A 13,981-nucleotide genomic window follows, 5' to 3' on the forward strand; every position below is an offset into this window, starting at 1 on the left:
GTTATCCTGTTCAACCAAGAACTCCAAAACGCAAGATTGGGAACATGTTTACTATCTGCAAATGCAAGAATAAAAACGGTACAGTGTATGCTGTGTTATTATTGGCATCAAAAGCTATCATACAGTCTGCAATCACTTCGAGCGTGAGCAAGAAGCTGACGGCTGGGCAAAAGAAACAGAACACCGCATCAAGCTTAGTCAATGCTGATCTCCTCCAGCGCATGGAGATCGACGACGCTCTTTCTATGCTGCTGCGCTATTCTAATCTCGATGCCAAGAACAGTAAAAAATATAGTAGTGCCAATTCAAACGGCTAGCTTAATAGGGTTCAAGTCAACGACTTGAAACTTGTCGTTAATCCTATATTTTTCTATACGATTGAATCGGAACCAATATATACCGATCTTATTGCTGAGAGAATTGCAAAATGAAAGACAGTGAAGAAAGGGCATGTTTACTAATAGAAGAATTTTATAAAAATATCGATGAAGTTTTTCTCGGATATTTTGTCTCTTTAATAGCCCCAGAAACATGGCGCTCAAAGTTAGACCAAGAAGCTAAGGAATATAAGCACCTATGGATAGCTGAGATAGGTTTGAATGACGAAGAAGCAGAAGAAGCGGCCCATATATTGAGCGATGGTGAGTTTCACATATATAGTGATTCCGATTCAATCGTATATAGTAGTGCCAGTTCAAAAGGCTAGCTTAATAAGTTTAAAATCAATGACTTGAAACTTATTATTAATCCTATATTTTTCTATGTGATTGAATCGAAACCACTATATACAACGACCTCAAAGATGCAGAAAATACTTAGTCCAGGCATTTCAAGCAAAGAACGCAATTAAGATCATATATGACAGTTGGGAGAATACATATCGCCCCCAACTGAATGAGCTACTTGGCAAAAAAATCAAAGGGAATATTTGGGGCGATCTGCGTTATTTGCGCAATTCAATAGTTCATCGAGATTCGCGAGCGATCAAGGATATAAAAAAGGCGGAGCTCATTACAAATTTTGCGCCTGACCAAAAAATCACTTTGACACACGAGATCATGGCTAAAATTTGGCATGAGATTGAAAATTGGTATACAGAATTTCAGCTAAAATATCGAACAGATCTCAAGAGAGGGAGTATAATATGCAGAATCGACATCCCCGGTGGGAGAGTCAGAACCTTCGGTTTATCTGATCTAAAACATGCTATCCGAGTGTTCGGTATCAGGTGCTCAAAAAAGAATTAGGTTTAGCCATCTCAGAGAAATGATCTTGTCACCTTTTTTTAGACAGCAAGAACACGAATACTTTGCTGATTCATCCATCTTGTTTCAAATTCTTGAGGAGGCATATACCCTAAAGTAGAATGAGACCTCTTTTTGTTGTAAAACACTTCTATATTCAAATAAGCTATCCATAGCTTCTTCTTTTGTTTTAAATTTACAAAAGTTAGCATGCTCTGTTTTTAAGCTGTGAAAAAAGCTTTCTACAACAGTATTATCGTAACAGTTTCCTTTACCACTCATACTTAAAATAATTTCATGTTAATCGGTTTTTCTCTTGAAATCTTCACTTATATATTGAGAACCACGATCAGAATGGTGAATCAAGCCAAAATAAAGGTGGCAGTAGATACTAGCTATCAAGGCTTGCAAAAGGTGCATACTCAAACGATGTTACCCAAAAAGAAAGGTAAAAAACAGCCTCTGACAAAGGAAGATAAAAATGGGAATACGGCTCTGGCTAAAGAACGTGTTCTTGTAGAGAACGTGATAGGAATGTTAAAGCGGTTCAAAATAATTTCAGACAGCTATCGGAATAGGAAAAAAAGATTTAGATTACGCTTCAGTCTTTTGGCAGGATTGTACAACTATGAATTTAAAATTTAGGTTTCAGAAGAACTCTAATGACATCATACTCTGGGGCAGTGGCATATTTTGGTACATTAGCGATACACTGATTTTCAATTTTTTCCGTTTTTAACACGCAAAAACCGGTAGTATTCTTCATCGAATTTTCCTATATTAATACCCATAAAGGTTGACTGTAGCCAGTTAAAGGGAATATCGTCCTCATTTTTAATAAGAGGGTCATTGGTTCAAATCCAACAAATCTCAACGGTTCTTTTTAAGGCAACTTCTAGCATATTTATTCAAAACATAATAAACTTAAGCTTTGATTTCTTAAGGAAAATAGATATGTATATTTCCGCTTTTCCACCTGAGAACTTTCTTCCCAGTGTTCAAGTAGTTGCTTGTTTTTGCTGTTGGCAAGAACGCTTTCTTTTTCTTTTGCGTCAGCCAGATAAGTTACAAGGGAGTACTTGGTGTTTACCTGGAGGTAAGGTAGAACAAGAAGAAACCCTGCAAAAAGCCATTTATCGAGAAGTATATGAAGAAGTAGGAATTACGCTTATCCAAGAACATAGTTTTTTTTGGAAAAGCTTATTTGTGTGTGTGCCTCATATGGAATATACACTGCATCTTTTTCACGCAGATCTTAATCAAAAAAATTTTTGTATTAACTTAAACCTAACCGAGCATAGTAAATATCGTTGGTTATCTTTAGAGCAAGCTAAGAAGCTTCCTTTAATTGAAACGGGTCAAGAACTTATAGCAATCTTTGAAAAAGATTTTAAAAGAAGCTGCTAATTTCCGTAGAAAATAGTGTTTTTTATGTTTAAATTCTTTTGTATTTTTCTAATTAATGGATCTATTGTTTTTTCTTGCTTACAAGAAGAATCTCCAGATGCTTCGCTGATTACAGAATATGTCGAAGACATTATGATATCTATTGATAAAACCGTAGAAGAAATCATAGCTATCCCTTCTTATCAACAGACGTTTGAAAACACCATAAAACCGTGTGTTGTTTTAACCGAAGATCTATTTCATGCCTTTATGTTGCTTTATACGTTAAGAGAGGAAAGGACTCTACAAACAGTAGTCGATTGGGAATTAAAAAAATTAAATAGTTTTCTTAAGACAGAAGTTTTTGATAATCCTAAATTTCAGCAGTCTTTACTTATCTATCTAGCAACTATGTTAGATGAGAATGGGACTCTAAATGCTTATAAAAGATGCTTAATCTAACTTAGCAACAAGATTAAAAAATTATATGTTTAAACTAAATTTTTTTATATATCTATTGTTAGAGACTGAAAAATAAAATATTTTTTAAGGAAGTTGTTTTGATGGTAAAACGAATTTTGACTATTTTAATTTTTTTTTCAATAAGTTGTTATGCAGATTTCTCTTATGATTTAGCAATTCTAACTATACCAAAATCTGGTACCCATCTTTTAGAAAAATCACTTGGTTTAATCACTAGACAAGAATTTAAGCTTGGTCAAACTGTATTAATAAATGGAAAACTCGTGCTTTTTAATCATTTGTGGCCAGAAATGAATTCAGTAATATACAACCAGAACAAATTTAAAGTTATTTTATTTCGAGATCCAAGAGATGCACTCATCTCACAGATGTTTTGGATGGAAAAACAAAAAACATGGCCAGGCGCAACTAAAAATCAAATAGATGCATTTCTTTCTATGCCAGAGTATGAGAAGATCAATTTTCTCATAGATATACCAGTAGGGATGTTTTATTATTTTAATCTTTGCTCTGAATTGCTTGATGATTCTCAAGTTATAGCTTTTCGTTTTGAGGATTTAGTTGGTCCAGAGGGTGGTGGTTGTCGATTACGGCAAGAAGAAACTTTGAAAAAGCTGGCTTTAATCCTTGGACAGGCAATAACCACAAACGAAATTACAGAAATTGCATTACAGCTATTTGGTAATACAAAAACCTTTCGAAAAGGGCAAATTGACATTTGGAAACAGTATTTTAGCGATGAACATAAAAGTCTATTTAAAAAAAAGATGGGAGAGTATCTCATTAAGCTAGGATATGAAAAAGATAATCAATGGTAGATTCTATTTAGATCTCTGTAAAGTAGGGAATTTATCGAATATCTTCCATTTTTCATTCCACTCTTGCCATTTAGTAAAAATAGGTTGAATGCAACCTTTCCATAGCCCTCCTGCGACACAACACTTGATTGCCTTGTTTGTTAGTCGATTTACCAATGCATTTAAAACAAACCGAGCAGCGGGGTGAGACTTATCAATAAGAATTCTGGCGTATTTAGCTGTGTTATTTGCTCTTTCTATACAGGCTTCTACAGAAATGCGTTCTGGTTCGGGAGTATCGGAAACCAAAAGCCTTTTTAATGCATAAGAACAAAGCTTTACTGAATAATGCTTTTCTGAGCACCCTGTGCATTTATGGGCATCTAAGAACTCCTCTATAGAATTTACAACTGCATTAAAATTTTCTAATTGATCGATATTTGCATAAACAATAGCTAATCCAAAAAGAGAGCGAAAGTGTAGATTGATATTATCTTCTGCATTTTGTGAAAGTTGATAACCTACTTCTAAATCATTTAATGCAAGATCATAATTTTGGCATAGTAGATAACTTTCTGCACGATTAATGTAGCAATCTGCTGAGCCAAGATCGGCAATTTGTGCTGTTTCAAAATCAAGGACCTCTTGGACCGAATTAAAATCAGCGAGAGTTTGAGCATAGATCAGCTGCCATAAAACTGACAAAAGAAAGATCAAGATAAATTTTGGTGTTTTCATAAAACGAGCTTCTTTTTATTAGAAGAGTGAATTTTTCCTTGTAGGGTAACGCTATAAAATTTTTTAGATCAATAGATTTCTTGCATAACCCCTTATTTTAAAGCTTTCATTTATAGATTCCTATCTTAACAAAAGCATTTCCAGCTATATCGCTTAAACAATCATATCTCATGGATTAAAATACTTTAAAATTTTAGATTGCTTATTGGTTATGCAAGAGATCTAATATCTAAAGAGTCAAAAGGCGTTTAAAATCAGTGCTTATATATTATTCATTTTATTTTTAAAAAATAAAATGAATAATATAACTCGAGAATACACAGGAGTTGTTTATGTCCAAAAAGAAAATATATTGGATTTGGAAGATTTTAAGTTTTGCTTTTTTTTGTTATTTACTTTCTGTTCATGGGCAGGTAGATGATAAAATGCTCGAAATAGCAACCTTTGCTGGAGGTTGTTTTTGGTGCGTGCAACATGATTTTAGTCAAATTGATGGGGTAATATCTACAACGGTGGGCTATACAGGTGGGCATAAATTAGATCCTACCTATAAAGAAGTCTCTTCTGGGACCACAGGTCATCTAGAAGCTGTACAAGTGGTTTATAATCCACAAAGAATCAGCTATGAGAAACTTTTAGATGACTATTGGAAAATGATTGATCCTACAAGAAATAATGGACAGTTTTGTGATTCTGGACCTCAATATAGACCTGTTATTTTTTATCATAATTTAAGCCAAAAACAGGCTGCTGAAAGATCAAAGCAAGCGCTTGTTCAGTCAAAAAGATTTCCTCAGGTTTTGGTACAAATTTTGCCAGAAACCACTTTTTATGCAGCAGAGGAGTATCATCAAAATTATTTTAAAACACATTTTATACGCTATAAATTTTACTATTATAGATGCGGAAGAGATAAACGACTTAAAGATCTTTGGAATTCGGCTTGAATTTCACTTCGATAAGGCTACCTGTAATACAGGATTTAAGGCAGTTAAGAATGGCTTCTGCTACTTCTTCTGTAGAAAGTAGGATAGAAGGATCTTCTCTGGGGAATTCTCGATGGCGCATAGCTGTAGCGGTTCTTTGTGGGGCAATCGCATTGATATAAAGATGAGAGTATTCTTCTGCTAGTCCTTGTGTAAAGTTCACAATGGCAGCTTTGCAACTGGCATAAATGGTATAGTTTTTTCTGCCACGAGAATAGCTGGAAGAGGCCATATTGAGAATATGACCTTGCGGTTTTATTTGAGCATATTTGCAACAGAAGAGTACACTGGTTAAATTAGCTGCGACGATCTCTTGAATTTCTTGTTCTGAAAGTCGTATAAAAGGTTTTTTTATAAAAAATCCAATACTATTAATTAATCCATCTACTGAACCAAAATCATTAAAAATATCTGTAAATACTTTTTCTACATCACTAGGGCAACATAAATTAGCAGGATAGCTTTTAGAAGATCGAGATACATCGATTGCTTTCGCACCCTCTTTTTCTAAGCTTTTAATAATTGCCTGTCCGATCCCTCCAGATCCTCCCGTAATAATATAACGTTTATTTTTTAGTGTTTTTAGGCTAGACTTTGTATCAGAATATTGTAGACGAAAAATTTGCTCTGCTAAAAATAAGTCTAACTCTGTTGTGATTTTAATATTGTACTCACTTCCTTCTGTAATGAATACTTGATGATCTTTAGCAAGCACAAGAGAGCAATCATCAGAACTGTTTTTTTGGATAGCATTTAAGTGAGCTTCTAAAATAAGAGCATAGGAAAAACTCTGTGGGGTTTGTCCTCGTAGGTATTGACTACGAGGAGGGATTGCATGAATTTGCTTTAAATCCATTGTATGAACAAGAGTGTCACTACAGGTAATGCAAGTATCAACAGCTTTATGCAGGCTAGCAAGAGAAATATTTTTTTGTAAAATTTCTTTGCTGACAAAAGGCCTGACTGCATCGTGAATCACAACAATTTCCGTATGAGAAGGACAAGCTAATAATCCTTTCAAAGAAGATGCCTGGCGGTTTGATCCTCCTGCAATCACATAAACCTGATCATTAAAAGAAGTCTCTTTTTGGATTTGTTTGATATATTCAGGTGCACAAACCAGAATAATACGGGAAAAAAGTTGCGTATTTAAGAATTTATCTAAGGTGTGGTGATAGATCTTTTTTCCAGATAAGCGATGAAATTGTTTCGGGATTTGGCTGCCAAATCTAGTTCCAGATCCAGCCATGAGAAGAATTGCTACAATCATGGTTTTAAATGCTTAAAGCTATTCCTTGCAGCTGTTTATGTAAGAACTCTGCGCGTTTTCTAGCGCTTTCTTGAGGATCTGAAAGGGCTGTATTACAAATATAAGTCAGATGAGCGCGTCTACATGTAAATAATAGATTATTAATGGTTTTTTCAGAAACTCCTTTAACCCAGTTGAGTTCTAAACCAAGCTTAATTAAGCTTAAAGCATTTAGCGCTTCTTTTTCTTGTATTTGGTAAGAGTGTAAAAGAAGGCCATAAGCACGACTTATCTGATCTTTAATTTCTGAGTTGCCTTTTTCTTTTAAATGGGTGCGTAATGTCTTTTCTAAAGCCATAAAATTCATAATTGTCGTATGTAAGGAATAGAGAATTGTTTCCTCATTTATACCTAATGTATAGACATTGCTTAAAATAATAAGATCGCCGATTAACTCTTCTAATGTACCTGACATGCCTATAGCATATATATTTTCTTGTTGGCTTTTAGTTAGTAGTTCTTGTAGCTGTCCACAGTGAATAATAGCGGGTAGATGTAAATAAGCATGTACTCTAAGAGCTGTTCCTGAATGTTGAGGATAAGAAGTTAAAAAACCAAATTTATGGGAGAAAGAGAAATCAAGAGTTTTATTTAAATCCGTTTCTATTTGATTGAGCCGATTCCAGGTTGTTTCCCATTCTCCTTGATAATCAACACAACAGATATGTAAATGATCCTCTTTATTAATTTGCACAAAGAATAACCCATTCTCATCAAGAACAAATCCTTGATGAGAATGGGTATTAGCCAGATTTTCTAAAAATAAAAAATGTTCAAATAAAAATTCCTTGTCAAGAGCAGAAAGTTGGGTATTTTTTAATGCAATGGATTTAGGCAAACAAGAAGATAGACCATTACATAAGATGCTATAAACCCTTTCAAATTCATCATCGAGCATTTTTGCAGGGAAATGATAGCTAGCTAGATTACGACTTAAGGAAAAACAAGTAGCAGGCCAGATGGCATTTGTTTGATTTTCCCAAGGGGTATGAGAAAAAAGAGTATTTGGTAAGTTAGATTTTTCCATCAGAGTTGTTTTTTCCAATTAGGGTATTAATTTGATCGCGAAGCCAGGCTGCTTGTTCATAATTTTCTTTTTTCAAAGCATCGTTTAATGCTTCGTTTAAAGCAACAAGGCGGTTAGAAGAGGGGATTTTAGCTGATTTGTTAGGAGACTTCCCTAAGTGCAAAGTTTGATTTTTACAGTTTTTGGTTACTTTTAGCATTTGTAAAGGGATTTTTCCCATAGAAGTTAATTCTGTAACTAAGATATCTGCAAAAATTGCATAACATTCGCTACATCCTAGAGGGTTTCCCATTTTAATAGACTCTAAAGTGGTGCGGCAGCTCCCACAACACATTCCAGTTTCTGCATGGCTTTCATGAAAGGCTGCCTTGTTGGAATAACCATGTAATTTTTGTTCTAAAATAGGACAAGTAGCACACATCTCATTACACGTAACCGAAGTATCAAGTATTTCTTTATAGGTTACAGCAATAGGTTTTTTACAGTGAATACATTCAATAGGTCTTTCAGCCATCTAAGTTAAATTCCTTTTTTTTAGATTCTAGGTAAGATAGGTAAAGCTAGTCAACTATTGTTTTTACTGTAGATCCTTGCGGTGTTATAAGTACTAAAAAGAAAGCAACAACCATTAAAGAACTCATAATATATAGGGTAGAAATAATGGGTTGCATGGAAACCGTTTTAGAAATCAACCCAGCCCAAGTAGGACCTAAATTTGCAATACACCAGGCAGAGCCCATTAATAGAGCAGAAATAGTGCTTGGATGTTCAGATAAACATTGATTTGCCCATGATACAACTAAAGGATTCATTGTTCCAATCATTCCACCTAAGCAAGTGAGAAATATCACTGTTTTCCAAGAGGGAATAGAAGACTGCAGCAAGAAACTGTAAAACAAAAATAGCGCACTTATGATTACGGTTAGTAGTACGTATTTGCAATTATACCTATCGCATAGATAACCCGTAATAATCATACAAACAGCTCCCCCTAATATAAAACAAAAATGAGCCCCTCCTTGGCATAGCCAAATATGACATTCTTTTGTTTGCATAAGATCAGGAAGCAAAAAGATAAAAGCTGCTGATAGTGTTACATTAGCAATTTGGATTAAATATAAAGGCAGTAATAGCCTCTTGTGTTGTAAGAAGAGCTGGAGGGCTTGTTTAATAGAAAAAGGAGTTGTTTCTATTTTTGCATCTAAGGGATAGAAAAGTAAGAGAATCAATAAGATCAGAACAGGGATGTAAAAAATCAGAGCATGACCATTAAAAAATGCAATCGTTTTTATAAAGGTAAGTTGAGAAATAGCAAGACCAATTGCTCCTGAAGAAGAGAATAAAAGAATATAACGTCCTTTATGATTCTCTGATAATTTGCTTGCAAAACCAACTGCAGCAGGATGAAAGGAAGAAGAACCAAGCATCATCAAAAGAAGTAGACAAAAAGAAAAAAATAGATGGTCGGTAAATGTCATCCATAGAATAGATGAAGCAAGTCCAAGCCCTAACATCATGATTACCTTGCGATGTCCTCGATCGGATGTATAGCCAAAACCCAGTTGTAGAGATTCTCCCATAAATCCACTTATGCCTGCAAGAATACCTGCTTTAGTCAAATCAATATGGAATAGCGTTTTATAGATAGGCCAAATGCCCGTAAAGAAATCAAGAATTAAATGGCTACACCATAAGAGGCATAAGCTTCTGCACAAAGTAGGTTTGAAACAGTAATTCATAAGCTCAAAAAAGCCTTGTTTTTTGCAGCATAAAACAGGATTGTAATATTTCTCTATAGCTAATTCATAATAGACAAAAAATAACTGAATCTATAGGTTTTATTTAAAGATAAGAATTAATAAATCAAAAAATGAGGATTGTCATGAAAAAGCAGAAAGTTTTTATTTTAATAGCTAGTTTAGTGATATCTTATTCTTCGCTTGAAGCTGCTTTTCAGCAAGAGACGCTTATTGCGAAACTAGGTGCTAAAGGCCAAAGTATCCACATACAAGAACTAGCAAACAAACAAGAAGCAGAAAGACAAAAACAATCCAACGCTGAAAGAGCAGAAAAACAAAGAATCGCTAAGCAAGAAGAGCATAAGACAGATCGATTAAAAAAGCAGGAAATAGAAGAGCAAAGAAAGTTGATCCAAAAGCTAGAAGTGGATGAGGATCATTTTATGACTGATTCCATTCCTGTTTCCGAGGAAAGATAATGATTCATAAAAAAACCTAAGGACGATTATGAAAAAACAAATGTTATTTCTTTTATCAATTAGCGTAATGGCCGTTTATTCTCCTTTATATGCTGAGTCATCTCTTGTGGAAAAAGCAATTGAAGTGCCTGATTTATCTATTGATGAAAAAGTATTTGTTGCAAAATTAAGCGATGAAAATCGTAGGATATTTATTCATCTAGAAAAAAAGCAGAGAGAATCTATCATTACTGCAGTAAAGAATGGATTGGATCCTGACAAAGCTGTTCAGCATTTGATAGAACCAATGAGTATCGAAAATTGTGCGGTAGATATGAAATTGAGTAAATAAATCCCAAAATAGCCTGGTTTAAAATCCAGGCTGTATTGCAAAAGGATAGCTGAAGAATAGAAAATGAAATATACTAAAGCCAAAATGACAGAAAATACTCGCTTCAATTGCTTGAGTCCAACGATAAATTACTCCGTAGAAAAGACTTGCACAGAAAGTAAGCACTATTGCAACGAAGTTGGGAGACCACCCAATGTGTAGAAGAGCAAATAAAATAGAGGTAATGATAATGCTACAGCCTGTGCCTAATGGTTTTGATCCAAATGCTTGATCTAATTCTTGTTGAAAAAACCCACGAAAAAATGCCTCTTCTGGAATAGAGACAAAAGTCAAGTTCTGAATAACCCAAATCAAAAAAACAGATGGTATTTTAGGATCAAAGGTAATAGCTTTTAAATAATAAGAAATAGCAGTTAAAATTAAGATCATTAGTGTTAATAACGGTGCAGCTTTTTTTATCAATCCCCAAAGATTTTTTTTAGATTCGATTAAAGGCAATAGGTAAACGAGCACAAAAAGACCAATAAAGGGCTTATCAAAATTTAGCCATAAGGTTAATGGATAAGAGCTGTTGCTAATCGTCAAATCAGAAACAATTTTCCAATTAGCAAAACCTGGTAAGAAATGCATAAATAAAGAGATAGAAATAAAAACAGCAGTACCAAACAGTAAAAAGCGAATGGAAGGATTCGTGGTTTTTTTCAAAGCGTATTGGCAAATACCTAATAAAATAATAGGAATTAAAGATGCAGTTGTTGCTATATGTGTATATAAAGCTAAAAAATAAGCAATGAATAAAAAAATAGCCCAAAGCCACTTCTTACAAACCCATAAACTCATTAAGCTTACACCTAGAGTAAAAAAACATAAGGTGAAAAGTGGGTTCTCTTTAAATATCTCGTAACTAAAAGAACTTATTTGCATAACTCTCCTTGATCTTCCTCGGCCCTTTCAACCTTGAAGTGCACAAAAAAGAACATATAAATACTTGAAAAAACATCTATTGTGCACCCGAGCATAGCATGTTTGTAGATAATCTCGTAAACACTTCTAGTGGAGTTTCGAAGTTGAGAGCCTTTCTAGGTCTGTTATTTAGTAAAGTTTCCACCCTTTCTATATCCTTGGAAGTCGTATCTAAAAAGCTTTGTGTTTTAGGAAAATATTGCCTAACTAGTCCGTTTGTATGCTCATTTAAGCCTCTTTCCCAAGAATGGTAGGGCGTTGCAAAGTAGAAGTCTGTCTCTAGCTCGAAACTAACCATTTGGTGATAGGCAAATTCTTTTCCGTTGTCTGCTGTTAATGTGTGTACAAAATCTTTGATAGGTTTAAGTTGTTCAATTAACGCTTGACTTACTTCCTCTGCAGTTTTATGAGAAACTTTGGCGAGCTTAGTTAGCTTGGAAGTTCTTTCTACCATTGATACAATTACGCCTTTATGTCCTGCCCCTATGACTGTATCTAGTTCCCAGTCTCCTAAACGAGTCTTTTTTTCTACAATACAAGGCCGTTGCTTAATATCTATACGACCAGGCATGTTCCCTCTTCCAGAAGCTCCCTTTCTCTGCTTGTTATATTTTTTCCCTCGATGACGGAGCTCTCTATAAAGCTGTCCTCCCTGTCGTTTATCTTTCCAGATATGATTATAGATGGTCTCATGACTAACATGTTCTTTACCATGTCTTTTAAGCCATCCGGATATTTGTATAGGGCTCCATTGCAACTTGATTTTTTCTTCAATACGGGTAACTATTTGAGGAGTCATTTTTTTATTGGGCTGAGAATTTTTTCTAAGAAATGCTTTTTCTTGAGCTTGCTGATGACGGTATCCTCGTTGCCCTTTATTTCTCTTAAGTTCCCTACTAATAGTGCTATGATGAACTTTTAGAATGTTTGCTATTGAGCTAGATGTATCTCCTCTAGCTTTTAAAATATAAATCTGACATCTTTGGTCATAGGTTAGGTGATGGTAGCCTTTAGGCAAGGTCTCTCCTTGTGTTTGATTGTTAAAAATCACAATAGAGATTCTTTCATCGCCTGCCTATTCTTTTTTTAATTCTTCTGTGCACTTCAAACTTGAAAAGACTCTCTTTTCAAAACCCATCAGTTCCAGATTATAAATTCCAGTGATTAGATTAAACCGAAACCTTTTTCACTTGGGTTTCGAGTAGCTAAAATTTTCATTGGTTACGCGTTCTCTTGCAAGCTATTTAGTTATGCTTTTCTAGGATATGCATCATCTATTAGGTTTTGAGATTACATGGAAAGTTGTAAACTTGAAAAAGTGATATACATGCCATAATTGCACACAAAAAAGGGATTGCTCCTTAAACGGAGTAGATTAAACTCTCCAATGAAAAGAACTTTTATCTGTGTGTTGAATGAACAAGGGAAAATGATCCATGAAGGTTCAGAAAAAACAGATCCTGATTTACTAGCAGATTATATTTTCCAAAAGAGATTTTCAAGAAATCGTTTTAAGAGGTTTAATATAACATCTTCTTGCAAGATAGAGCAGGTTTTTCAGAAAAACCTAGTAACGTATTTTCACACAGGTTGTAGTTACGGTCTGAGTGAAAGCGCATGTTATCGAGCCTGCAGATAGCTAGAAGACACATGGATTAAAAGCAAGAAGTTTTCACAGCCTGGGAAAAAAGCTCTTCTTAAGAGAGACATGGAATACGAAGTAATTCTTACAGTATCCTCGTTGTCCTTTATTTCTCTTAAGTTCCCTACTAATAGTGCTATGATGAACTTTTAGAATGGTTGCTATTGAGCTAGATGTATCTTCTCTAGCTTGTAAAATATAAATCTGACATCTTTGGTCATAGGTTAGGTGATGGTAGCCTTTAGGCAAGGTCTCTTTTTGTGTTTGATTAGATCTCTTGCATAACCAATAAGCAATCTAAAATTTTAAAGTATTTTAATCCAGGAGATATGATTGTTTGAGCGATATAGCTGGAAATGCTTTTGTTAAGATTAGGAATCTATAAATGAAAGCTTTAAAATAAGGGGTTATGCAAGAAATCTATTGTTAAAAATCACAATAGAGATTCTTTCATCTCCTGCCTATTCTTTTTTTTAATTCTTCTGTGCATTTCAAACTTGAAAAGACTTGGCAAAAAACATGATGTTAGACTGTTTAAAGAGAGTAGGGTACGGAGGACAGATCAACGTTGTGGTATGACCGACAGTGGTTATACAGGCATAAAAAAGATTCAAAAAAACTCAAGACTTCCAAAAAAATCCAGTAAGAAGAAGCCGTTAACAAAAGAAGAGAAAAAGCAGAATCAAGAGATTTCCTCTGAGCGAGTTGTTAATGAAAACGTGATTGGCAGTCTAAAAAGATGTAAAATTTTAAGTGGCAAATATAGGAACAGAAGAAAAAGGTTTGGTTTACGGTTTAATCTTATTGCTGGAATCTACAATTATGAAATTTTTATTTAACTACGCAAAAGGTCTTTT

At 34.4% G+C, this 13,981-nt stretch carries 17 protein-coding genes and 2 pseudogenes; 10 read left to right on the forward strand and 9 right to left on the reverse strand.

Features of this window, described 5'->3' with window-relative positions; genetic code table 11:
- Positions 1-101: 101 nt before the first annotated feature.
- Together RHABOEDO_RS01580 and RHABOEDO_RS01585 are read left to right on the forward strand one after the other, a co-directional pair.
- Complete coding sequence (locus RHABOEDO_RS01580; RefSeq protein WP_220017692.1) at positions 102-317, forward strand: hypothetical protein; 216 nt, start codon at positions 102-104, stop codon at positions 315-317.
- A gap of 110 nt (positions 318-427) precedes the next feature.
- Positions 428-706: a hypothetical protein gene (locus tag RHABOEDO_RS01585; RefSeq protein ID WP_215216683.1), complete on the forward strand. Its 279-nt coding sequence runs from the start codon at positions 428-430 to the stop codon at positions 704-706.
- Positions 707-1,285: 579 nt separating this feature from the next.
- Here the strand turns inward: RHABOEDO_RS01585 and RHABOEDO_RS11670 are convergent.
- Positions 1,286-1,613: pseudogene (locus RHABOEDO_RS11670) on the reverse strand (IS3 family transposase); the annotation flags it as partial.
- A gap of 3 nt (positions 1,614-1,616) precedes the next feature.
- On the opposite strand from RHABOEDO_RS11670, the pseudogene RHABOEDO_RS01595 reads away from it, so the two are divergent.
- The 4 genes and pseudogenes from RHABOEDO_RS01595 to RHABOEDO_RS01610 form a co-directional block, all read left to right on the forward strand.
- Positions 1,617-1,889 (forward strand): annotated as a pseudogene (locus RHABOEDO_RS01595) (transposase family protein); the annotation flags it as partial.
- Positions 1,890-2,198: 309 nt separating this feature from the next.
- Entirely contained in the window at positions 2,199-2,651 is a 453-nt protein-coding gene (locus RHABOEDO_RS01600) for an NUDIX hydrolase (protein WP_215216680.1), read from the forward strand.
- 24 nt (positions 2,652-2,675) lie between these two features.
- The gene (locus RHABOEDO_RS01605) at positions 2,676-3,092 is read left to right on the forward strand and encodes a hypothetical protein (protein WP_215216679.1); all 417 of its coding nucleotides are present in this window, start codon (positions 2,676-2,678) and stop codon (positions 3,090-3,092) included.
- Between the two features lie 101 nt (positions 3,093-3,193).
- Entirely contained in the window at positions 3,194-3,931 is a 738-nt protein-coding gene (locus RHABOEDO_RS01610; protein ID WP_220017693.1) for a sulfotransferase family protein, read from the forward strand.
- 3 nt (positions 3,932-3,934) lie between these two features.
- Here the strand turns inward: RHABOEDO_RS01610 and RHABOEDO_RS01615 are convergent, their stop codons facing one another.
- The gene (locus RHABOEDO_RS01615; RefSeq protein ID WP_220017694.1) at positions 3,935-4,615 is read right to left on the reverse strand and encodes a tetratricopeptide repeat protein; all 681 of its coding nucleotides are present in this window, start codon (positions 4,613-4,615) and stop codon (positions 3,935-3,937) included.
- A gap of 365 nt (positions 4,616-4,980) precedes the next feature.
- Here RHABOEDO_RS01615 and msrA point away from each other — a divergent pair, with 365 nt between their 5' ends.
- On the forward strand, positions 4,981-5,595 hold the full coding sequence (gene msrA, locus RHABOEDO_RS01620) for a peptide-methionine (S)-S-oxide reductase MsrA (RefSeq protein ID WP_245397538.1): 615 nt from the start codon (positions 4,981-4,983) through the stop codon (positions 5,593-5,595).
- Here the strand turns inward: msrA and RHABOEDO_RS01625 are convergent.
- From RHABOEDO_RS01625 to RHABOEDO_RS01640, 4 genes are read right to left on the reverse strand one after another with little or no spacing between them, the layout of a single operon-like run.
- Entirely contained in the window at positions 5,570-6,904 is a 1,335-nt protein-coding gene (locus RHABOEDO_RS01625) for a bifunctional cytidylyltransferase/SDR family oxidoreductase (protein WP_215216676.1), read from the reverse strand. The genes msrA and RHABOEDO_RS01625 overlap by 26 nt on opposite strands.
- Positions 6,905-6,908: 4 nt before the next feature.
- Entirely contained in the window at positions 6,909-7,970 is a 1,062-nt protein-coding gene (locus RHABOEDO_RS01630; RefSeq protein WP_215216675.1) for a protein arginine kinase, read from the reverse strand.
- Positions 7,957-8,484 (reverse strand): UvrB/UvrC motif-containing protein, encoded by a 528-nt coding sequence (locus RHABOEDO_RS01635; protein ID WP_215216674.1) that lies wholly within the window; start codon positions 8,482-8,484, stop codon positions 7,957-7,959. Before RHABOEDO_RS01635 ends, RHABOEDO_RS01630 begins: the two co-directional genes overlap by 14 nt.
- A 46-nt stretch (positions 8,485-8,530) precedes the next feature.
- Positions 8,531-9,709, reverse strand: coding sequence for an MFS transporter (locus tag RHABOEDO_RS01640; protein WP_215216673.1), 1,179 nt, complete (start codon positions 9,707-9,709; stop codon positions 8,531-8,533).
- Positions 9,710-9,852: 143 nt separating this feature from the next.
- On the opposite strand from RHABOEDO_RS01640, the gene RHABOEDO_RS01645 reads away from it, so the two are divergent.
- On the forward strand, positions 9,853-10,188 hold the full coding sequence (locus RHABOEDO_RS01645; protein ID WP_215216672.1) for a hypothetical protein: 336 nt from the start codon (positions 9,853-9,855) through the stop codon (positions 10,186-10,188).
- 28 nt (positions 10,189-10,216) lie between these two features.
- Positions 10,217-10,519, forward strand: a complete 303-nt coding sequence (locus RHABOEDO_RS01650; RefSeq protein ID WP_215216671.1) for a hypothetical protein — start codon at positions 10,217-10,219, stop codon at positions 10,517-10,519.
- Between the two features lie 18 nt (positions 10,520-10,537).
- Here RHABOEDO_RS01650 and RHABOEDO_RS01655 read toward each other — a convergent pair whose 3' ends face one another.
- The 3 genes from RHABOEDO_RS01655 to RHABOEDO_RS01665 all read right to left on the reverse strand — a co-directional run bounded on the left by RHABOEDO_RS01655 (position 10,538) and on the right by RHABOEDO_RS01665 (position 13,373).
- Positions 10,538-11,224 (reverse strand): CPBP family intramembrane glutamic endopeptidase, encoded by a 687-nt coding sequence (locus RHABOEDO_RS01655; RefSeq protein ID WP_220017695.1) that lies wholly within the window; start codon positions 11,222-11,224, stop codon positions 10,538-10,540.
- 295 nt (positions 11,225-11,519) lie between these two features.
- Positions 11,520-12,533, reverse strand: coding sequence for an IS30 family transposase (locus RHABOEDO_RS01660; RefSeq protein WP_215216525.1), 1,014 nt, complete (start codon positions 12,531-12,533; stop codon positions 11,520-11,522).
- A gap of 621 nt (positions 12,534-13,154) precedes the next feature.
- A complete protein-coding gene (locus RHABOEDO_RS01665) occupies positions 13,155-13,373 on the reverse strand; it encodes a helix-turn-helix domain-containing protein (RefSeq protein ID WP_215217637.1) in 219 nt (72 codons plus the stop codon).
- A 203-nt stretch (positions 13,374-13,576) separates the two neighbouring features.
- Here RHABOEDO_RS01665 and RHABOEDO_RS01670 point away from each other — a divergent pair, with 203 nt between their 5' ends.
- Positions 13,577-13,963: a transposase family protein gene (locus tag RHABOEDO_RS01670; RefSeq protein ID WP_256439930.1), complete on the forward strand. Its 387-nt coding sequence runs from the start codon at positions 13,577-13,579 to the stop codon at positions 13,961-13,963.
- Positions 13,964-13,981 lie beyond the last annotated feature (18 nt).

It is taken from the genome of Candidatus Rhabdochlamydia oedothoracis (assembly GCF_019453995.1).
Taxonomy (GTDB): Bacteria; Chlamydiota; Chlamydiia; order Chlamydiales; family Rhabdochlamydiaceae; genus Rhabdochlamydia; species Rhabdochlamydia oedothoracis.